This is a genomic window from Amycolatopsis sp. NPDC043887, assembly GCF_056435665.1.
In genome coordinates this window covers 883,976-904,435 of sequence record NZ_JBWKEB010000002.1, presented here as the reverse complement: position 1 = coordinate 904,435, position 20,460 = coordinate 883,976, and the positions used below count along the sequence as shown (strand labels likewise).

Here is a 20,460-nt window from a genome sequence, read left to right as displayed (position 1 = left end):
GATTGTGGTGATCCACACCAAACCCGGAGGTCCTCCCTCACTTCAAGATCATCTGCCTAGGTGTCCCGCTGTTCACAACCTCCCGGGGCAGTACACCTAGGGCGCGGGACGCCCTGGCCAGGTGAGAGAGCTACGGGTGTGCCGGAGACGCTCAGTGTCTCCAATGTCGCGTTGGGGACTTCCTCGTTCGGCCTCGAAGCCACCGACGCCCGGAACGCCACGTTGCCTTGTCCCTTGAGTAACCGTCCCTGCCCACGAGCTGTCGTCGCGCGGAAAGGAGCGAGGGACCTTTGCGCACCGGGGTGGCAAAGATCCCTCGCGTGGGAGTGTGGCGTGGGGGGTCAGGCCAGGACGTCGGCCAGGTCGGTGGCGGCCAGGCCGTGCGCGGCGGCGACGGGGGCGTTGGTCAGGGCGCCCGCGTGCGTGTTGAGGCCCTTCGCCAGCGAAGCGTCGGCCTGCAGCGCCTTCTGCCAGCCGTGCTCCGCCAGCTGCACGGCGTACGGCAGCGTCACGTTGGTCAGGCCGTAGGTCGACGTCCGGGGCACCGCGCCCGGCATGTTCGCGACGCAGTAGAACACCGACTCGTGGACCTTGTAGGTCGGCTCGTCGTGCGTGGTCGGCCGCGAGTCGGCGAAGCAACCGCCCTGGTCGATCGCGATGTCGACCAGTACGCTGCCCGGGCGCATCCGCGAAACGAGTTCGTTCGAGACCAGCTTCGGCGCCTTCGCGCCGGGCACGAGCACCGCGCCGATGACCATGTCGGCCTCCAGCACGGACTGCTCCACCGACAGCGCGTTCGAGGTCACCGTGCGGATGCGGCCGCCGAAGTCGTTGTCGATCTGACGGAGCCGGTCGACGTTGGTGTCGAGGATCTCGACGTCCGAGCCGAGGCCGAGCGCGACCCGCGCCGCGTTGAGGCCCGCGACACCGCCGCCGATGACGACCACGCGAGCCGGGTGCACGCCGGGGATGCCGCCGGGCAGCACGCCGCGGCCACCGCTCGGCTTCATCAGCGAGAACGCGCCCACCTGCGGGGCCAGCCGTCCGGCCACCTCGGACATCGGCGCGAGCAGCGGCAGCGCGCGGTTCGGGGTCTGCACCGTCTCGTAGGCGATCGCGGTGGTGCCCGCGGCCAGCAGCGCGTCGGTCAGCGGGCGGTCCGCGGCGATGTGCAGATAGGTGAAGAGCACCTGGCCGGCGCGCAGCCGCGGATACTCCTCGGCGATCGGCTCCTTGACCTTGAGCACGAGCTCGCCCTCGGACCAGGTCTCCTCCGCGGTCGCGAGGATCTTCGCACCCGCGGCGAGGTACTCCTCGTCGGTGATGGACGAGCCGAGGCCGGCGCCGGTCTCGACGAAGACGTCGTGGCCGCGCCCGGTCAGTTCGTGCACGCCCGCCGGGGTGAGCGCCACCCGGTATTCATGCTTCTTGATCTCACGGGGGACGGCGATACGCACGGAATGCCTCCTGGCGGCGGGTCTGCGAACAAAGGTGCTGCCACTCACGGTGAGCCACCCGGACGGCGGTGTCATCGTTCGCCCGCGACAGTGTTGAGAACCGATCATGGTTTCGCGAGCACAATCGCTTGACCTCCAGTCAGCTGGAGCTTGCACCTTGGGTCACATGAGAGCCGTGTGGTTGAAAGAGTTCGGCGGGCCCGAAGTGCTCGTCGCGGGCGATGCCCCGGATCCGGTCCCCGCCGCGGGGCAGGTCCTGATCGAGGTGGCGTTCGCCAACATCACGTTCGTCGAGACGCAGTTCCGCGCCGGCGGAGGCGGGCCGTTCCGCGCCGAACCGCCGATGATCCCCGGCAACGGCGTCGGCGGCGTGATCAGCGCGGTCGGGGAAGGGGTCGACCTCGGCCTGGTCGGCAAACGCGTCGTGACCTCGACAGGCGGTTCCGGGGCGTACGCGGAACAGGTCGCGGTCGCCGCCGACGGTGTCTTCGAGGTGCCGGACGGCTTGGCCCTCGACGCCGCGGTGGCGATCCTCGCCGACGGCCGCACGGCGACCGCGCTCGTGACCGCCGCGCGTATCCGGCCCGGCGAGCGCGTGCTGGTGGAAGCAGCGGCGGGCGGTGTCGGCGGGCTGGTCGTCCAGCTCGCCAAGGCGGCCGGTGCCGAGGTCGTCGGCGCGGCGGGCGGCGCGGCGAAGACCGGGCACGTCCGGGAGCACGGCGCGGACGTGGCGGTCGACTACCGCGAGCCGGACTGGGCGGCGAAGGCCGGCGAGGTCGACGTCGTGTTCGACGGGGTCGGCGGCGAGATCGGGCAGAAGTCGTTCGGGTTGCTCAGGCCCGGCGGCCGGATGCTGATCTACGGACTGTCGAGTGGTTCGTGGACGGAGGTGTCCGAAGAAGACGCCGCCGCGCGCGGGGTCACGGTTATCCGCGGCCTCGGCGGACCGGCCGAGATGCGGGCGTTCACCGAGTCGGCACTCGCCGAAGCCGCCGCCGGACGGCTGGAACCCGTGATCGGTCAACGATTCCCGCTCGAACGGGCGGCCGACGCGCACGCGGTCATGCAGACGCGTGGCGCGATCGGCAAGACGTTGCTCGAGGTCTGATGTTCGACGTCGACGAATTCCTCGCCGGTCCGCTCACGGCCAGGGTCGCCACCGCGGGCCCGACCGTGCGCCCGGCCTGGTACCTCTGGGAGAAGCGGGCCTTCTGGATCCTCACCGGACCGTGGGCGCGGCTGGCCGGCCTCGTCCGCGAGTCGCCGTCGATCGCGGTGACGGTCGACGTATGCGACGTCGGCACCGGCCTGGTGCGGCAAGTGCTCGCGCGTGGTGAAGCGGAGGTGCTGCCCTTCGACGTCCCTCGTGGACGCCGGCTGCTGAGCCGGTACCTCGGTCGGGACGAACGCGAATGGGATGCGCGTTTTCGTTCTTACCTGCACGATGATCCCGAGGTGAAAGGGACCGTCTGGGTCCGGATGGTGCCGAAGAGATTCGTCGCCGAAGACCTCGGCTATCGGGTATGACGAACGGCCCTGCAACCTGCGAAACGGTAAATGCAGCACGATCGAGTCAAGATGTTGATCTTACTGGCCGGTAAGCTGCCATTCTGTTCCGCATGACAAATCAGGACTGGCGACGGGAGCGGCGCGTCCGCACCGTCGACACCGAAGGCAATCCGGCAGATGTCATCGTGGGCCTGGTCGAAACCCCGGGAAACGGCTACGAAGCCGCGCTGCGGGTCGACGGCGGCCCCGGTGTTCTTTTGCCGCTTTACCCCGGTGCCGATCTGCTCGCCGCGGTGCGGCAGACCATTGAGGACGGTTATCGCGCCAGCGCGCACTGAACCGTCGGATGTCAGGAAAGGGTCTTTCAAGACGTTTTTCGTCCTGAAAGACCCTTTCCTGACGTCTGGACAAGGTTTTGTCGAACTACAAACTGTTCGTTGTCGAGCATTTTGTAGTGGAATCAGCTCCATCGCAGGGAAACGAGTTGCGTGATCAGTGCCAGCCGGACATCGGGATCGTCGAGGTCCAGCGGGACGAGATCGAGCAGCCGCCGCATCCGGTACCGCAGGGTGTTGGGATGGATCCGGAGTTCCTTCGCGGCCGCGCGCGGGTCTCCGGGATGCCGCAACCATTGATAGAGCGTGTCGACGTAGCCGCTCTCGTGGGCTTCGTCGTGCGCGCGCAGCAAGCCGAGCGGGCCGAGCTCGGCGACCCTCGCGGTACTCGCCGCCGTCGCCCCGCGGTGCAGCGAAAGTGCGGTCCACGCCTCGTCGAAGGCCACGACGCGGCCGGGCACGAGCTTCGCGCGAAGCAGCCCCAGTGCCTCGTCGGCCTGAAGCCGTGACGTCGCGAGCTCGCCGATTTCGCAGGCCGACCCGGCGGCCGCCCGCGGTGTCCCGCCCTTCCTCGACGACGGCAGGGCTTCGAGTGCGGCCCGGAGTTCGTTCCAGCCGTCGCCGTCGGGGACGACCGCGTAGAGCACGCCGCCGAGTTCGGTGGCCACCGGCCGCCTGCCGACACCCTGCGAGATCCGTTCGAGGAGGGCGAGCCGCAGGCCCTCGTCGTCGCGGCCGTCGCCGCCGGAGACCTCGATGACCACGACGCGGTGCGGCTCCTCGGAGAGGTCGAGTTCCGCGATCGCCTTGCGCGGGCTGGCCTTGCCTTCCAGTACGGCACGCAGGAGCTCGGCCGAGACCCGGCGTTGCGAATCGGTGTGCGCGCGGCGGCGCAGCAGGTGCAGCGCGACGACGGGCGCCGCGTCGGCGAACGCGGCCGCGCGTTCGTCGGAGACCGGGCCCGCGACGACCGCCCACATCGACCCCAGCAGCTCACCGCCCATCCGGATCGGCACGATGAGCCGGGGCAGGGTGCCGTCGCGCTGCGCGGGCACGAAGATCGTCTGCCGCCCGCGGGAAAGCTCGCGGAACACCCCTCGCGAACGGAACCGCGCGAGCACGTCGTCGGGGATGCGGCGGCCCATGATCGTGGACACGCGCGCCGAGTCGGTCAGGTCCTGCCTGGCCGAGTAGGCGAGCACCCGCGAGTTGGTGTCCTCGATGGTCACGGGCGCGTCGACCACCGAAGCGACGGCGTCCGCGAGCCGGAACAGGTCACCGGAACCGGGGCCGCCGCCGTCCTCCAGCGCGTCCGACTCGTCGGCCAGCGCGTCGAGGACCGTCCTGAGCAGCCAGACGAGCTGGGCCCACGACGTCGCCGAACGCACCTCGATCAACGCGATGTCCGCCGATTTCGCCGCCCGCTTCACCGAGGGTTTCGCCGCGAGCGGCGGTTTCAGCAGGACGGCGGCGGCGCCTTTGGCCGCGCTGAGCCGGACGAGCTCCGCGGCGTCCGGCGTTTCGGTGATCGCGACACCTAGGACGAGATCCCCCGCGGCGAGGGTGTTGCCGGGTTCGGCGATGACGACGTCGCCGACGGCCGGGGACTCCTCGGGGACCTGGAGGGCGTGCAACAGCGTCGGACCGACCCGATCGACCACGCTCCGCACGGAAACCATGGGGCGATTGTCCAGCAGGTGGGACCGCCGCACACGTCAGACCTCGCGTGGCGTCCGCGCGTCGATGTCTTCCGGCGTGAACCGTTCCCGTTTGGTCGTCAGCGCCCAGCGGTGGCCGTCGGGGTCGACGATGCGGCCGTAGCGCTCGCCGAAGAACATCTCCTCGACCGGCGCCTCCACCCGGGCGCCCGCGAACACCGCGCGCCGCGCGAGGTCGTCGGGATCCTCGGTCTCCAGGACGAGCAGCATCGGGGTGCCGCCGAGGGTGGCGGGCGCGAGCGCGTCGAGCCGCGGGATCTCCTGGCTCACCAGCAGCCGCGCGTCGCCGACGGCGACTTCCACGAACAGCACGACGCCGTTCGGCAGCACGTTGCGGAACAGTTCCACGGCGCCGAACGCCTTGGTGTAGAAAGAAAGCGACGCGTCGACGTCCTTGACGAACAGATGCGGCACCAAACCGAGCGCCCGGCTCACGCCGACTCCGCCCGCTTCAGCAGCCCGGCCTGCCCGGCCACCGCGACGAGCCTGCTCAGGAACTCCGCCTCGCGGGCGGCGACGTCCCGGCCGGCGGGGGTCAGCCGGTAGTAGCGGCGGCGCGAGTCGTGCGGCTGGTCCTCGCTCGTGTCCGGGGCCTCTTCGACCAGGCCGTCGGCGACGAGCCGGGCGAGCGTCCGGTACAGCGTGCCCGGACCGAGTTGGGCGGTGCCGCCGCTCACCTCGTCGACGAAACCCATGATCGCGTAGCCGTGCGCGCGACCTTTCGCGAGCGCCAGCAGGGTCTGGAACGCCGCGGGGGTGAGCTGCGGGTTGCCGTCGGCCATCCGGGAAGCATACACTCCGATCTCGTTATATCCATCATGGATACAAAGGAGCCGGCGTGGCGATTCAAGGTGTGCACAAGATCGTGGTCGGGGTGCGGGATCAGGATCGGGCGAAGAGGTTCTGGTCCGAGGTCGTCGGGTTCGAGATCACCACCGACGTGCCGTACGACGACAAAGGGAACCGGTGGGTCGAGGTCACTTCGGCCGATGGGGTGACGTCGCTCGTTTTGAGTACCGCGCCGGAGGACCTCAAGCGCTTCGAAGTGCGGGACGAACTCCCGACGGGCAACTTCTTCTTCTACGCCGACGACATCGAAAAGACGTATGAGGAGCTTTCGGCGAAGGGAGTCGAGTTCCCCTCCCAGCCGGAGAAGCAGCCGTGGGGCTGGTGGGCGATGTTCACCGATTCGGAGGGCAACAGGTTCGCTCTTCAGGAAAGGAATCCCACCTCCTGAGAGTGGTTGGGTGCTGCGTGCGGCGGAGCTAGCGTCGGTGACAACAGCCGAAACCCCTTGAACCGCTAGGAGAATCGCGATGAGCGCGGACGGATGGTCGTTCGAGACCAAGCAGATCCACGCGGGTGCGGCGCCGGACACCGCCACCGGCGCGCGGGCGACCCCGATCTACCAGACCACCTCGTACGTGTTCCGCGACAGCCAGCACGGCGCCGACCTCTTCAGCCTCGCCGAGCCCGGCAACATCTACACGCGGATCAACAACCCCACGCAGGACGTGCTGGAGCAGCGGCTCGCGGCGCTCGAAGGCGGTGTCGCGGCGCTGGCGTTCGCCTCCGGGAGCGCGGCGACGACGGCGGCCATCCTCAACCTCGCGAACGCGGGCGACCACTTCGTCTCCAGCCCCTCCCTCTACGGCGGCACCTACAACCTCTTCCACTACACGCTGCCGAAGCTCGGCATCGAGGTCTCGTTCGTCGAGGATCAGGACGACATCGAGCAGTGGAAGGCCGCCGTCCGGCCCAACACCAAGCTGTTCTTCGCCGAGACGCTGGCCAATCCGGGCAGCAACGTGCTCGACATCCGCGCGGTCGCCGACGCCGCGCACGAATCCGGTGTCCCGCTGGTCGTCGACAACACCGTGCCGACCCCGTACCTCGTGCGCCCGATCGAGCACGGCGCAGACATCGTGGTCCACTCGGCGACCAAGTACCTCGGCGGGCACGGCACCACGGTCGCCGGTGTGCTGGTCGACGGCGGCACCTTCGACTTCGGCGAGGATCCGGCGCGGTTCCCCGGATTCAACGAAGCCGACCCGAGCTACCACGGCCTCAAGTACTGGGAGGCCCTCGGCCCGGGAGCGTACGCCGCCAAGGCCCGGGTCCAGATCCTGCGCGACACCGGCGCCGCGATCGCGCCGTTGAACAGTTTCCTGATCCTGCAAGGAATCGAGACACTTTCGCTGCGTCTGGAGCGGCACGTGGCCAACGCGCAGGCACTGGCCGAATGGCTGGAGCAGCGCGACGAGGTCGAAAAGGTGTACTACGCCGGGCTGCCGTCGAGCCCGCACCACGAGGCGGCGAAGAAGTACCTGCCGAAGGGTGCCGGCGCGGTGCTGTCGTTCGATCTGCGCGGCGGTGTCGAAGCCGGACGGGCCTTTGTGGACGGTACGGAACTGCACAGCCAGCTGGTCAACATCGGTGACGTGCGCAGCCTGATCGTGCACCCGGCCTCGACCACGCACAGTCAGCTCACGCCCGAGGAGCAGGCCTCCAGCGGGGTCACGCCGGGTCTCGTGCGGCTCGCCGTCGGGCTGGAAGGGATCGAGGACCTCAAGGCCGATCTCGAGGCCGGATTCCGGGCGGCCAAGGCCGCTCTGTGACCGGTGCGTGGCGAGAGGGAGAGCCGCCTGGACGTCGCCGGTTCGTCGGCGGCGTCCAGGCGCTCGAAACCGGCGGGACGCTGCCTTTCACCCTCGCCTACGAGACCTGGGGAACGCTGAATTCCAGCGCCTCCAACGCGATCCTCGTCGAGCACGCGCTGACCGGGGACAGCCACGCCGTCGGCCCCGCGGAGGAAGGCCACGTCAGTCCCGGCTGGTGGGACGGCCTGATCGGGCCGGGCAAGGCGATCGACACCGACGCCTTCTTCGTGGTGGTCCCGAACGTACTCGGCGGCTGCCAGGGCTCGACCGGCCCGTCTTCGCGGCATCCGGACGGAAAGCCTTGGGGCAGCAGGTTTCCCGCCGTGACCGTCCGGGACCAGGTGGGCGCCGAGGCCGTCCTCGCCGACGCGCTGGGCATCGGCCGGTGGGCCGCGGTGGCCGGTGGCTCCATGGGCGGCATGCGCGCGCTGGAATGGGCGGTGAGCGAGCCGGATCGGGTCGCGGCGCTGCTCGTGCTCGCGTCGACGGCGCAGGCGTCGGCGGACCAGATCGCCTGGGCCGCGCCGCAACTGCACGCCATCCGCGCGGATCCGGGCTGGCACGGCGGCGACTACTACGACGTCCCCGGCGGCGGCCCGGAGGCCGGCCTCGGTATCGCGCGCCGTATCGCGCACGCGACCTATCGCAGCGAAGCCGAACTGGCGCAACGCTTCGGCCGGCGTTACCAAGACGGTGAAGACCCCTTGCGCGGCGGGCGGTTCGCCGTCGAGTCCTATTTGGACCATCATGCCGGGAAGCTTTCCCGCCGATTCGACGCCGGCAGCTACGTGGTGCTCACCGAATCGATGAGCACGCACGACGTCGGTCGCGGGCGGGGCGGGGTCGCGAGCGCGCTCGGCCGGATCACCGCGCGCACGGTCGCGGCCGGGGTGGACAGTGACCGGCTCTACCCGCTGTACCAATCGCAGGCCATCGCGGACGGGATCGACGGGGCGGAGTTCGCCGTCATCGGCTCGCCGTACGGGCACGACTCGTTCCTGATCGAGACCGAGCAGATCGCGCGGCTGGTGAAGCTGCTGCTCGATCAGGTGACTCGCGTGATGTCCGGCTGATCACGCGTGTCGTCCCTTACGGGCTAGTCGGTGGTACCTACTGGCGCGGGGAAGGTGCCGTTGCGAAAGCCACTTTCGCAACGCGGCCCGCCGGACTGTCCGCCCTGCCGCCGACGCTCAGTGTCCCCAATGTCGCATCGGAGACACTGAGCGTCTCGAATGCGACATTGGGAACCTGGCGGCTCCTCGGAGCCAGGACACCGCCTAGTCCGCCACGGCGTCCGAGATCCAGGGCGCCACCGGCAGATCCCGGTCCAGGCATTCCGCCGACAGCCGGATCGTCCAGCGCAGCGCCTGCAGCACGAGGCTGTCGACCTCGTCCGGCGCGGCGTTGGCGAGCGCGATCTCGACCTGTTCCTGCGCGGCCTCGCTGTTGCCGTGCACCTCGGCCAGCAGCGTGCGCACGGCCGTCCGCACGGGCGGGTCCGCCTGGTCGATCGAGACCTCTTCGCCGTCTTCGTCGAACACCTGGACCTTGACCGGCGCGCTGCCGCCGTCACCGAGGGTCGACACCATGGCGCTGCATTCACCGAAGAGCATCATCACGAGCTCTTTGGTCTCTTCGGAGCGGGCTTGGGGCTCGACGGCGGTCGGCGTGAGCTCGTCGAGCGCCTCGGCGTCCTCCCCGAGGCTGATCGCCACGAGCGCGCGCTGCGCCTTTTCGACGAGCCTCCGCTCGTACTCGCTCCTGTCCGGCTCCACGTGCCTATCAAACACCAGAGGACGGAAAAGTGGGGATAGGCCGAAACCCGGACGTGGTCACTTGGCGGCGTGCAGTGCACCCAGCGCGAGGCGGCAGAGCATTTCGGCCAGTTCGCTGTCACCGAGATGGCGGTTGTACGGCGTCGAGTTGATCAACCCGAAGACCGCGTGCGCCGCCGACCGCGCCTGACGCTCGCCGATCCCGGGGACGGCGTCACTGATCGCGCGCACCCAGACCTCGACGTACTGGCGCTGCAGGGCCCGGACCTGTTTGCGATCACTGTCGGTGAGATTGGCGAGGTTGCGTTCCTGGACGGTGATCAACGCGGGATGCGCGAGCGCGAAGTCGACGTGGAAGTCCACCAGTGCTTCGAGGACCTCGCCCGGCTCGTCCCGCTGGCTCGCCCTCGCCGTCCCGCCGTCGAGCAGATAGCGGCTGATCGAGTTCAGCATCTCGCCGAGGATGGCGTCCTTGCTGCGGAAATGCCGGTACAGCGCCGGACCCGAGATGCCGACGGCCGCGCCGATGTCGTCGATGCCGACGCCGTGGAAACCGTGGTGGGCGAAGAGCTCGGCGGCGGCGGCCATGATCTGTTCGCGCCTGTTCGCCTTCTCGCCGTTCACGAGTGGGGTGGGGTTCGCCGGCATCTGGCCATATTAAGGCCGCACAGCTCGAGGCACGCTTTTCCGCCGAGAGCTCATCATCACAGTAAGCGAGCGCCGACACGCCACCCTTACTTCCAGCCTGAGCCAAGCGGGTTACCTGGGGAAATGACCCTGTTGCGTGGGGCTACCACCTGGTAATGCTGTCTCTCGTTAACTTGTCACGAAGGAGTGACCATGGCCGTCCCTGCTCGGATCAAAGCCCTTTCCTTCACTCGTTTTGGTGCGGCCCTGGGGGTCGCTGTCCTTGCCACCCTCGGTCTCGCGGGCACCGCCCAAGCGGCGACCAACTACGTGGCGCTCGGTGACTCGTACTCGTCCGGCGTCGGTGCCGGCAGCTACGGGAACTCGGGCGACTGCATGCGCAGTGCCAACGCCTATCCCCAGCTGTGGGCCAACGCCCACGCCGGGACCACCTTCAAGTTCGTCGCGTGCTCGGGGGCGCGCACCGGCGACGTCCTCAACCAGATCGCGAACGTCACCTCCAGCGCCACGCTGGTGACGGTCTCGGTCGGCGGCAACGACGCCGGGTTCGCCGACGTCATGACCACCTGCACCACCGGCAGCGACCAGACCTGCATCAACCGGGTCAACACCGCGAAGACGTACGTGAACAACACGCTTCCGGGGCTGCTGAACAACGTCTACAGCAAGATCAAGGCGAAGGCGCCCGGCGCGAAGCTGGTCGTCCTCGGGTACCCGCGCTTCTACACCGTGCCGGGTTCGTGCTCGGTCGGGCTGAGCGACACGAAGCGCACCGCGATCAATTCGGGTTCCGACGCGCTGGCGTCGGTGCTCTCGGCCCGTGCCGCGGCGAACGGTGCGAAGTTCGTCGACGTGCGGGGCGCGTTCACCGGGCACAACATCTGCTCGTCGGCCGACGACTACCTGCACAGCCTCACCTGGCCGATCGTGAACTCGTATCACCCGACGGCCGCCGGTCAGCGGGGCGGCTACTACAACCCGCTGGTCTCCGCGATCGGCTGATCGTTTCGCGCGTGAAGGCCCCCTTCCCTCGGCTCAGCCAAGGGGAAGGGGGCCTTCACGCGCTTCGAGGGATGCGGTGGACAGAGCGGGTTAGTGGGCGTTAACCTGGGCGAGCGAGTTAACGACGGCTAACTTGGCGACGAGGAGCCATGGACACACCCGTACTGAGCACTTCTGCCGATCCGGGCAGCGACGAGTACGCCCGCAGCGTCACCTCCCACGCCGAGCTGGTCGAGGATCTGCGCAAGCGGCTCGCCGCGGCCCGGCTCGGGGGCCCGGAGAAATCCCGCACCCGCCACGTCGAGCGGGGCAAACTCCTGCCACGCGACCGGGTCGACACCCTCCTCGACCCGGGTTCGCCGTTCCTGGAGTTGTCCCCGCTGGCCGCTACCGGACTGTACGACGACGAGGCGCCCTCGGCCGGGATCATCACCGGAATCGGGCGGGTCTCCGGACGCGAATGCGTGATCGTCGCCAACGACGCGACGGTCAAGGGCGGCACCTACTACCCGATGACGGTCAAGAAACACCTGCGCGCGCAAGAGGTCGCGCTGCACAACAACCTGCCGTGCGTCTACCTGGTCGACTCCGGCGGCGCGTTTCTGCCCAGGCAGGACGAGGTCTTCCCGGATCGTGAGCACTTCGGCCGGATCTTCTACAACCAGGCCACGATGTCGGCGCGCGGCATTCCCCAGATCGCCGCGGTGCTCGGGTCCTGCACCGCCGGCGGCGCGTACGTCCCGGCCATGAGCGACGAAGCGGTCATCGTGCGGAACCAGGGCACCATCTTCCTCGGCGGCCCGCCGCTGGTGAAGGCCGCGACAGGCGAGGTCGTCACGGCGGAGGAGCTCGGCGGCGGCGACGTCCATTCGCGTCAGTCCGGCGTCACCGACCACCTGGCCGAGGACGACGCCGACGCGTTGCGCATCGTTCGCTCGATCGTGTCGACTTTGGGGCCGCGGACGCCGCGTCCTTGGGACGTCCTCCCGACGGAGGCTCCGGTCGCCGACCCGAACGAGTTGTACGGCGTCGTCCCGACCGACCCGCGCGTGCCCTACGACGTCCGCGAGGTCATCGCCCGGATCGTCGACGGCAGCCGGTTCGGCGAGTTCAAGAAGGAGTACGGCTCGACGCTGGTCACCGGGTTCGCCCGGATCCACGGCCACCCCGTCGGCATCATCGCGAACAACGGCGTGCTGTTCGCCGAGTCCGCGATGAAGGGCGCGCACTTCATCGAACTGTGCGACAAACGCTCGATCCCGCTGCTGTTCCTCCAGAACATCACCGGTTTCATGGTCGGCAAGGCCTACGAGGCGGGCGGCATCGCCAAGCACGGCGCGAAGATGGTCACCGCGGTGGCCTGCGCGCGCGTGCCGAAGCTGACCGTCGTCATCGGCGGCTCGTTCGGCGCGGGCAACTATTCGATGTGCGGCCGCGCGTACTCGCCGCGGTTCCTGTGGATGTGGCCGAACGCGCGGATCTCCGTGATGGGTGGCGAGCAGGCGGCGTCGGTGCTTTCGACGGTCCGCCGGGACGCCATCGAGGCTCGCGGCGGCGAATGGTCCACAGAGGACGAAGAGGCCTTCAAGGAGCCGATCCGAGACCAGTACGAGGCGCAGGGCAGCCCGTACTACTCGACGGCGCGGCTGTGGGACGACGGTGTGATCGACCCGGCGGACACCCGCACGGTGCTCGGCCTCGCGCTGTCCGCGACGGCCAACGCGCCCTTGTCCGATGTCAACTACGGCGTCTTCAGGATGTGAGCATGTTCGACACGGTTCTGGTCGCCAACCGCGGGGAGATCGCCGTCCGCGTGATCCGCTCGCTGCGGGGGCTCGGCATCCGTTCGGTCGCGGTGTACAGCGACGCGGACGCCGACGCCCGGCACGTCCGGGAGGCGCACACCGCCGTCCGCATCGGCCCGGCCGAAGCGGCGAAGAGTTACCTGTCCATCCCGGCGATCGTCCAGGCGGCGGTCGACACGGGCGCGCAGGCGGTCCACCCCGGTTACGGCTTCCTCGCGGAGAACGCGGAATTCGCGCGTGCCTGCGCCGACGCCGGCCTGGTCTTCATCGGCCCGCCGGTCGAGGCCATCGACGCCATGGGTGACAAGATCCGCGCCAAGGCGACGGTGTCCAAGGCCGGTGTCCCGGTGGTGCCCGGTGCGTCCGATGTGGACATTCCCGAAGGCGGGTTCGCGGCCGCCGCGGAAAAGGTCGGCTTCCCGCTGCTGCTCAAGCCGTCCGCCGGTGGTGGTGGCAAGGGTATGCGGCTGGTCACCGGACTTTCCGAATTGGACGCGGCGGTCGAGTCCGCGCGCCGTGAGGCCAAGGGTTCCTTCGGTGACGACACCCTGCTCATGGAGCGGTTCGTCACCACGCCGCGCCATATCGAGATCCAGGTGCTCGCCGACACGCACGGCAACGTGATCCACCTCGGCGAGCGCGAGTGCAGTCTTCAGCGGCGGCACCAGAAGATCATCGAAGAGGCGCCGTCGGTGCTCCTCGACGAAGCCACGCGCGCGAAGATGGGCGCGTCCGCGGTCGAGGCCGCGCGCTCGGTGGGTTACGTCGGCGCGGGGACGGTCGAGTTCATCGTTTCGGCCACCGCGCCCGACGAGTTCTTCTTCATGGAGATGAACACCCGCCTCCAGGTCGAGCATCCGGTGACCGAGCTGGTCACCGGGCTGGATCTCGTGGAGTGGCAGGTCAAGATCGCCGCGGGGGACGTGCTCACCGTGGCGCAGGACGACGTCCGGCTGGACGGCCACGCCGTCGAAGCCCGTGTCTACGCCGAAGACCCCGCTCGCGGCTTCATCCCGACGGGGGGAACCGTGCTCGCGGTCCACGAGCCGTCCGGCGAGGGCGTGCGCGTCGACTCGTGGATGAGCGAGGGCGCGGTCATCGGCTCGAACTACGACCCGATGCTGGCCAAGGTCATCGCCTGGGGCCCGGATCGCGCGGCCGCGTTGCACCGGCTCGATCTGGCGCTCGCGGACACCGCGCTGCTCGGCGTCGGCACCAACGTCGCCTTCCTGCGCGGGCTCCTCGCCGACGGCGACGTCCGCGACGGCGAGCTCGACACCGGACTCGTCGACCGGCGACTGTCCACTTTGGTCTCCGAGGAGGTGCCGCCGGAGTTCTTCGTGGCGGCGGCGCTCGACAGGCTGCTTTCCCTGCAACCGCGGGGAGCCGTCATCGATCCTTGGGACGTGCCGGACGGCTGGCGGCTCGGCGGATCCGGCGGGATCGACTTCGCGTTGAAGTCGGGAAGTTCCGAAGTCGTCGTGCGGGTGCAGGGCACTCCGGCGAACGCGCTCGTGAGCGTCGACGGCGCCGAGCCGGTACGGGTTTCCGCGCGACGCGAGGGTGATCTGCTGGAAGTCCGGCATCCCACCGGTTTCCACCGCTATCGGCACGCGGCCGGGAGCGGGCGGACGGTGTGGCTCGCGCGTGACGGTCACAGCTTCGCGATCGGCGAGCGCGAGAGGCTGCGCTCGGCGGCCGGTGCCGCGGGCGGCGCCGGACCGGTCACCAGCCCGATGCCCGGAACCGTGCTGGTGGTCAAGGCCGCCGCCGGTGACGTCGTGAGTGCCGGGACGCCGCTCGTGGTCGTCGAGGCGATGAAGATGGAGCACACGATCACCGCGCCGATCGACGGCGTGGTCAGCGAACTCCCCGTCCGGGCGGGCCAACAGGTCGCGCTGGACGAGACGGTAGCCGTTGTGACACCCCAAAAGGATGAGCGATGATCGACTTTCGGCTGGATGACGAGTACGAGGCGCTGCGCAAGACGGTCGAGGAGTTCGCGCGCTCCGAGGTCGCCCCGGTCATCGGCGACCTCTACGAGCGGGAGGAGTTCCCGTACGAGATCGTCGCGAAGATGGCCGAGATGGGCCTGTTCGGCCTGCCCTTCCCCGAGGAATACGGCGGCATGGGCGGCGACTACTTCGCGCTCTGCCTGACCCTGGAGGAATTGGCGCGCGTCGATTCCTCGGTCGCGATCACCGTCGAGGCGGGTGTTTCCCTGGGCGCCATGCCGATCTACCGGTTCGGCACCGAGGAGCAGAAACAGAAGTGGCTTCCGGAGCTGTGCGCCGGCACCGCGCTCGGCGCCTTCGGGCTCACCGAGCCCGGCGGCGGCTCGGACGCCGGTGCCACCCGCACGCGCGCGAAACTCGACGGCGACACCTGGGTGATCAACGGCAGCAAGTCGTTCATCACCAACTCCGGCACCGACATCACGAAACTGGTCACGGTCACCGCCGTCACCGACGTGAAGGAGAACGGGCGCAAGGAGATCTCGGCGATCATCGTCCCGTCCGGCACCCCGGGTTTCGCCGTCGCGCCGAAGTACTCCAAGGTCGGCTGGAACTGCTCGGACACGCACGAGCTCTCGTTCGACGACGTCCGCGTTCCGGCCGAGAACCTGGTCGGCGAACGCGGCCGCGGTTACGCCCAGTTCCTGTCCATTTTGGACGAAGGCCGGGTCGCGATCGCCGCGCTGAGCGTCGGGCTCGCGCAGGGTTGCGTCGACGAATGCCTGACCTACGTCAAGGAACGCGAGGCGTTCGGGCACAAGATCGGTGAGTACCAGGCGATCCAGTTCAAGATCGCCGACATGGAGGTGCGCACGCACACCGCACGGCTGGCGTACTACGCGGCGGCGTCGAAGATGCTGCGCGGCGAGCCGTTCAAGAAGGAGGCGTCGATCGCGAAGCTCGTCGCGTCGAACGCCGCCATGGACAACTCGCGCGACGCGACGCAGATCTTCGGCGGGTACGGCTTCATGAACGAGTTCCCGGTGAGCCGTTTCTACCGGGACGCGAAGATTCTCGAGATCGGTGAAGGGACCTCGGAGGTGCAGCGGATGCTGATCGCGCGGCACCTCGGCGTCGCCTGACACCCTTGACCATGCAGATAACTATACCGGTATAGTTATCTGCATGGTCGGGCTGAAATCCGCCGCCGAGCTGGACGCCATGCGCGAGTCCGGCCGTGTCGTGGCGCAGACGTTGCACACCGTGAAAGAGGCGTCGGCGATCGGCGTGAGCCTGAAAGAACTGGACGAGATCGCCGCGCAGGTGATCCGGGACGGTGGCGCGAAGCCGTCGTTCCTCCACTACCAGCCGCATTCCGCCCCGGCGCCGTTTCCCGCCGTGATCTGCGCGAGCGTCAACGACGCCGTGGTCCACGGCATCCCGTCGGACCACCGGCTGAGTGACGGCGACCTGGTCAGCATCGACGCCGGCGCCTACATCGACGGCTGGCACGGCGACGCGGCGATCAGTTACGTCGTCGGCGAGGCCGATCCCGCCGACCTCGAACTCATCGCGACCACCGAACGCGCGCTGGCCGCGGGGATCGCCGCCGCGCTGGCGGGCGGCAGGATGGGCGATATTTCCCATGCCGTCGGCGCGGTCGGTCGCGAAGCCGGGTACGGCCTCCTCGCTCACCATGGCGGGCACGGGATCGGCCGCAGCATGCACGAGGATCCGCATCTGCCGAACGAGGGTAAGGCGGGGCGCGGCATGCGGCTCAAGCCGGGGCTGGTGCTGGCGATCGAGCCGATGTTCATCGCCGACGGCCGCGACGGCTACCGGATCGAGGACGACGGCTGGACGCTGCGCACCGTGCGCGGCGCCAGGGCCGCGCACGTCGAACACACGGTAGCGATCACCACAGAAGGCCCGCGCGTGCTCACGATGTTGTAGAACGGAAGGATGAGCGACTTCATCATCCGCCAGGGTGGTTCTGGGGACTTCCAAACGTTGCTGGACATGTTCGACGAGGTCGTCGCGTGGCTGGCCTCGCGCGGCAGCGAAGGGCAGTGGGGGACCGAGCCGTGGTCTACGATCCCGAAGCGGGTCGAGCGGGTCCGAGGAATGGCGGACGGGCCGGGGCTGTACCTCGCCGAGATCGACGGCCAAGTGGCCGGTGCGATCATCCTCGGTGACCGTTTCCCGCATGTCTCGCCGGTCGACGAACCGGAGATCTACATCGGCTTGCTGCTGACCTCGCGCCGGTTCACCGGTCACCGGGTCGGCTCGCGGCTCATCGAGTTCGCGCTGACCGAGGCGCGGGAACGCGGTATCGGCCTGGTGCGGGTCGATTGCTGGGCGGGCGGCGACGGCGACCTGCAGCGCTATTACGAGAGCCAGGGCTTCAAGCCGACGGAGCGCTTCGACGTCAAGGGCTGGATCGGGCAGGTGTTCGAGCAGTGTCCGTAGGACTGGCGTCCTCGCGGCTTCCGGTGCACCATAGTTGACACATCGCCAACAGTGCCCCGGACAGCGAAGCCGCGGAGGAGCCCAGCATGGCCAAGCGTGAACGTTCCCTGGCAGGCAAGGTCGTCGTGATCACCGGAGCGGCGCAGGGCATCGGGGCCAGCACCGCGACGGCGCTGTCCCGGCTCGGCGCCAAGGTGGTCATCGGCGACCTGGACCAGGTCCTCGCCGAGAAGACCGCGGCCGAACTGGGCGCGGAGGCGCTGCCGCTCGACGTCACCGACACGCGCGGCTTCACCGAGTTCCTCGACGAGGTCGAGCGGCGCGTCGGCCCGATCGACGTGCTGATCAACAACGCGGGCATCATGCCGCTCGCACCGCTCGAAGAAGAGGACGACGCGGCGACCCGCAGGCTGCTCGAGATCAACCTGCACGCGGTCATCCACGGCACCAGGGAAGCCGTGAAGCGGATGCGCCCGCGTGGCACCGGCCACATCGTCAACATCGCTTCGATGGCGGGAAAGGCGGGCTTCCCCGGCGCCGCCACCTACTGCGCCACGAAACACGCCGTCGTCGGCCTGTCGGAATCGGTGCATCTGGAATTGCACGGCACGGGCGTGCTGGTGTCCTGCGTGATGCCCGCGGTGGTGCGCACGGAACTGGCCAGCGGGCTCGGCGAGGCGAAGTTCTTCAAATCGGTGCAGCCGGAAGATGTGGCGCAGGCCATTGTCGATGCGTTACGCCGTCCCAAGTTCGACGTCTTCGTGCCCGCGTCGCTGGACGCCATGGGCAGGATCACACGGCTGCTTCCGCGCCGCCTCGGCGAAGGCCTGCTTCGCGCGCTCGGCGGCGACAAGATTCTTTCCTCCGCAACGCATTCCAGTGCTCGCGCGGAGTACGAATCGCGTGCCGCGCGGAGTGCTCCAGGGGCGGAAAAGGGCACCGATTCTTAACTCGTACGGCCTAGCCACTGTCCGAAATGGACGACCTGTGGCGGCCGGGGTGTTGAGTCGTGCGCTCCCAGGCGGCAAGATTACGTCTTACCGCGTTGATTCCCCAGGAGGCACACCATGGCCACACCCCCGGCACGGCTCGCCGCCGCCGCGTCGAACGTCGTCGGGAAGGTGCTGCACGGTGGTGTCGCCGATCTTCGCCCGGTGCCGCGCGTCCTGATCGACCAGGGCCCGAATCGTTCGCTGTACCGGCTGACGAACGGCAAGAGCCCCCAGTCGGGCCCGCCGGTGCTGCTGGTGCCGCCGCTGGCCGCGCCCGCGCTGTGCTTCGACCTGCGCCGCGGGTGCAGCCTCGCCGAGCACCTGGTCGAGGGCGGCCGCAACACGTACCTGGTCGACTACGGGAACGTCGCCTTCTCCGACCGGCGCCTCGGCATCGAGCACTGGATCGAGGAGGTGCTCCCGCGCGCGATCCGCAAGGTCAGCGAGGACTCCGGTGGCCAGGGCGTGCACGTCGTCGCGTGGTGCCTCGGCGGGATCTTCTCGTTGCTGACCACCGCCGACCAGCCCGATCTGCCGATCGAGTCGATCGCCACCATCGCGTCGCCGTTCGATTTCACCGCGATCCCGCTGATCGCCCCGTTCCGCCCGCTGGTCGACCTCACCGGCGGCCACCTGCTGACCCCGTTCTACCGGGCGCTCGGCGGCGCACCGTCCTATTTGGTCAGCCGCGTCTTCCGGGCGACCGGGATCAGCAAGGAGATCACCAAACCCCTTGCCATCCTGAAGAATCTCGACGACCGGGACTACCTGGCGCAGATCGAGGCCGTCGACCACTTCATGGACAACATGATCGCCTACCCCGGGCGTACGTTCGGCCAGATCTACCACCGGTTCTTCCGCGCCAACGACCTCGCCGAGGGCACGGTCGACCTCAACGGCCGCATCATCGCGCTGTCCGGGGTCAAGGTGCCGACGCTGGTCATCGCCGGGCAGAACGACACGATCGCGCCGCGCGCGGCCGTCGAACGGCTCACCGAGCTGCTGGACAACTCGCCGTCGGTGACCTTCGAGACCGCGCCCGGTGGGCACCTCGGCGTCCTCACCGGCCGGAAGGCCCGCGGGACCACGTGGCGCTACCTCGACCGTTTCCTCGACGAACAGGCCGCTTGAGCCTCGTCTTCGGTGCGCTGGGTGATGGCGCTGCGCAAGGACTGGCGTGGCGCGATCATGTCCACCATCTCGGTGATCTGGCGCCAGGCGTCGGCGATCTCGGCCGTCGCGCGGTCGCGTTGCAGGACGACCGTGGACAACACGAGCGCGGTGAGGCCGACGGTGGCGTCGAAGGCCTGGACGTGCAGCATCCGGGCGGCCAGTTCGTAGGAGCCGTAAGGACCGAGCCCGCGTATGGCGGCGATGATCGTGACGGTGCAGACGCACAAGGAGCACAGCAGCGCCCCGGCCTGCCGGAAGCGCAGCGCCGCCCACACGAGCACGGGGAAGACCAGGAACAGCTTCGCCGTCGTCGTGGACGCGAGGATCGACGTGCCGACGGCGAAGAGCGCGAGCGTCGCCGCCTCGCCCCAGCGGAGGAGCGGAACCCGCCTGGGCAGACGGAACCTCGGCGCTAGAAGCAGCAACGGCGTGATCGTCAGGACGCCCATCGCGTCGCCGGTCCACCACACGAGCGCGGTCGCCCAGAAGTCGCCGGGGCTCAGCGCGCCGCCGACGATCAGCACGCCGGTGCCCAGTGCGGCGCTGAAGGCCGTGCCCCCGATCGCTCCGACCGCCACCAGGAGGACGGCGTCGGGAAGCCGGTCGAGCTCGTTGCGGAAACCTAGCCGCCGCATGACCGCGTACGCCAGCATCGGGCCGATCGTGTTGCCCGCGGAGATCGCCAGGACCGTGCCCAGCGAAGGACCGAGGGCGATGTTCGTCAGGAGGGCGCCGAGGAAGATGCCCGGCCAGAGCCGGGGCCCCAGGAGCATCGGCACCGCCAGCGCGACACCGGCGGCCGGCCACAGCGGCGAGATCTGTCCTCGCACGATCGCCCACTGGATCCCGATCCGGGCGGTGGCGAAGTAACAGATCGTGACGCCGAGGACGATGAGACACCAGCGTGCGGCGGGGGAAAGCGGTCTCATCACGACTCCGGCCTTCGCTGGCTGAGGAAGCTA

General features: G+C 69.0%; 21 protein-coding genes. 14 read left to right on the top strand and 7 right to left on the bottom strand.

What is annotated here, in order from left to right:
* Positions 1-341: 341 nt before the first annotated feature.
* The gene (gene ald / locus AC069H_RS09545) at positions 342-1,457 is read right to left on the bottom strand and encodes an alanine dehydrogenase (protein ID WP_378444572.1); all 1,116 of its coding nucleotides are present in this window, start codon (positions 1,455-1,457) and stop codon (positions 342-344) included.
* 166 nt (positions 1,458-1,623) lie between these two features.
* Here ald and AC069H_RS09540 point away from each other — a divergent pair, with 166 nt between their 5' ends.
* The 3 genes from AC069H_RS09540 (at position 1,624) to AC069H_RS09530 (ending at position 3,304) form a co-directional block, all read left to right on the top strand.
* Complete coding sequence (locus tag AC069H_RS09540; RefSeq protein ID WP_478231929.1) at positions 1,624-2,565, top strand: zinc-binding dehydrogenase; 942 nt, start codon at positions 1,624-1,626, stop codon at positions 2,563-2,565.
* Complete coding sequence (locus tag AC069H_RS09535) at positions 2,565-2,984, top strand: pyridoxamine 5'-phosphate oxidase family protein (protein WP_478226341.1); 420 nt, start codon at positions 2,565-2,567, stop codon at positions 2,982-2,984. Before AC069H_RS09540 ends, AC069H_RS09535 begins: the two co-directional genes overlap by 1 nt.
* Positions 2,985-3,076: 92 nt before the next feature.
* Positions 3,077-3,304, top strand: a complete 228-nt coding sequence (locus AC069H_RS09530; protein ID WP_034309241.1) for a hypothetical protein — start codon at positions 3,077-3,079, stop codon at positions 3,302-3,304.
* A gap of 122 nt (positions 3,305-3,426) precedes the next feature.
* On the opposite strand, the gene AC069H_RS09525 is transcribed toward AC069H_RS09530, so the two are convergent.
* From AC069H_RS09525 to AC069H_RS09515, 3 genes are read right to left on the bottom strand one after another with little or no spacing between them, the layout of a single operon-like run.
* The gene (locus AC069H_RS09525) at positions 3,427-4,980 is read right to left on the bottom strand and encodes a helix-turn-helix domain-containing protein (protein ID WP_340683884.1); all 1,554 of its coding nucleotides are present in this window, start codon (positions 4,978-4,980) and stop codon (positions 3,427-3,429) included.
* Positions 4,981-5,016: 36 nt separating this feature from the next.
* Positions 5,017-5,454 (bottom strand): VOC family protein, encoded by a 438-nt coding sequence (locus tag AC069H_RS09520; RefSeq protein WP_478226342.1) that lies wholly within the window; start codon positions 5,452-5,454, stop codon positions 5,017-5,019.
* Positions 5,451-5,801: a PadR family transcriptional regulator gene (locus AC069H_RS09515; RefSeq protein WP_478226343.1), complete on the bottom strand. Its 351-nt coding sequence runs from the start codon at positions 5,799-5,801 to the stop codon at positions 5,451-5,453. Before AC069H_RS09515 ends, AC069H_RS09520 begins: the two co-directional genes overlap by 4 nt.
* A 56-nt stretch (positions 5,802-5,857) precedes the next feature.
* Between AC069H_RS09515 and AC069H_RS09510 the strand changes: the two genes are divergently transcribed.
* The 3 genes from AC069H_RS09510 to metX all read left to right on the top strand — a co-directional run bounded on the left by AC069H_RS09510 (position 5,858) and on the right by metX (position 8,752).
* The gene (locus AC069H_RS09510; RefSeq protein ID WP_478231928.1) at positions 5,858-6,256 is read left to right on the top strand and encodes a VOC family protein; all 399 of its coding nucleotides are present in this window, start codon (positions 5,858-5,860) and stop codon (positions 6,254-6,256) included.
* 79 nt (positions 6,257-6,335) lie between these two features.
* Positions 6,336-7,637 (top strand): bifunctional o-acetylhomoserine/o-acetylserine sulfhydrylase, encoded by a 1,302-nt coding sequence (locus AC069H_RS09505; RefSeq protein ID WP_478226345.1) that lies wholly within the window; start codon positions 6,336-6,338, stop codon positions 7,635-7,637.
* On the top strand, positions 7,634-8,752 hold the full coding sequence (gene metX, locus AC069H_RS09500; RefSeq protein ID WP_478231927.1) for a homoserine O-acetyltransferase MetX: 1,119 nt from the start codon (positions 7,634-7,636) through the stop codon (positions 8,750-8,752). Before AC069H_RS09505 ends, metX begins: the two co-directional genes overlap by 4 nt.
* A 204-nt stretch (positions 8,753-8,956) precedes the next feature.
* On the opposite strand, the gene AC069H_RS09495 is transcribed toward metX, so the two are convergent.
* Complete coding sequence (locus AC069H_RS09495) at positions 8,957-9,454, bottom strand: hypothetical protein (RefSeq protein WP_034309225.1); 498 nt, start codon at positions 9,452-9,454, stop codon at positions 8,957-8,959.
* A gap of 57 nt (positions 9,455-9,511) precedes the next feature.
* Complete coding sequence (locus AC069H_RS09490) at positions 9,512-10,102, bottom strand: SACE_7040 family transcriptional regulator (RefSeq protein WP_465420411.1); 591 nt, start codon at positions 10,100-10,102, stop codon at positions 9,512-9,514.
* Between the two features lie 192 nt (positions 10,103-10,294).
* Here AC069H_RS09490 and AC069H_RS09485 point away from each other — a divergent pair, with 192 nt between their 5' ends.
* From AC069H_RS09485 to AC069H_RS09450, 8 genes are all read left to right on the top strand, one after another.
* Positions 10,295-11,104 carry an SGNH/GDSL hydrolase family protein gene (locus AC069H_RS09485; protein WP_478231926.1) on the top strand — a complete coding sequence of 270 codons (810 nt, stop codon included), beginning with the start codon at positions 10,295-10,297 and terminating at the stop codon, positions 11,102-11,104.
* Between the two features lie 149 nt (positions 11,105-11,253).
* Positions 11,254-12,867 (top strand): carboxyl transferase domain-containing protein, encoded by a 1,614-nt coding sequence (locus AC069H_RS09480; RefSeq protein WP_478226348.1) that lies wholly within the window; start codon positions 11,254-11,256, stop codon positions 12,865-12,867.
* 2 nt (positions 12,868-12,869) lie between these two features.
* Positions 12,870-14,855 (top strand): acetyl/propionyl/methylcrotonyl-CoA carboxylase subunit alpha, encoded by a 1,986-nt coding sequence (locus AC069H_RS09475; RefSeq protein ID WP_478231925.1) that lies wholly within the window; start codon positions 12,870-12,872, stop codon positions 14,853-14,855.
* A complete protein-coding gene (locus AC069H_RS09470; protein WP_340683876.1) occupies positions 14,852-16,006 on the top strand; it encodes an acyl-CoA dehydrogenase family protein in 1,155 nt (384 codons plus the stop codon). The genes AC069H_RS09475 and AC069H_RS09470 overlap by 4 nt, the downstream gene beginning before the upstream one ends.
* A 43-nt stretch (positions 16,007-16,049) precedes the next feature.
* Positions 16,050-16,817 (top strand): type I methionyl aminopeptidase, encoded by a 768-nt coding sequence (gene map, locus AC069H_RS09465; RefSeq protein WP_478231924.1) that lies wholly within the window; start codon positions 16,050-16,052, stop codon positions 16,815-16,817.
* A gap of 9 nt (positions 16,818-16,826) precedes the next feature.
* Entirely contained in the window at positions 16,827-17,333 is a 507-nt protein-coding gene (locus AC069H_RS09460; RefSeq protein ID WP_478231923.1) for a GNAT family N-acetyltransferase, read from the top strand.
* A gap of 86 nt (positions 17,334-17,419) precedes the next feature.
* Complete coding sequence (locus AC069H_RS09455; protein ID WP_478231922.1) at positions 17,420-18,283, top strand: SDR family oxidoreductase; 864 nt, start codon at positions 17,420-17,422, stop codon at positions 18,281-18,283.
* Between the two features lie 117 nt (positions 18,284-18,400).
* The gene (locus tag AC069H_RS09450) at positions 18,401-19,456 is read left to right on the top strand and encodes an alpha/beta fold hydrolase (protein ID WP_478226353.1); all 1,056 of its coding nucleotides are present in this window, start codon (positions 18,401-18,403) and stop codon (positions 19,454-19,456) included.
* Here the strand turns inward: AC069H_RS09450 and AC069H_RS09445 are convergent.
* Positions 19,420-20,427 carry an MASE1 domain-containing protein gene (locus tag AC069H_RS09445; protein ID WP_478231921.1) on the bottom strand — a complete coding sequence of 336 codons (1,008 nt, stop codon included), beginning with the start codon at positions 20,425-20,427 and terminating at the stop codon, positions 19,420-19,422. The genes AC069H_RS09450 and AC069H_RS09445 overlap by 37 nt on opposite strands.
* Between the last annotated feature and the right edge of the window lie 33 nt (positions 20,428-20,460).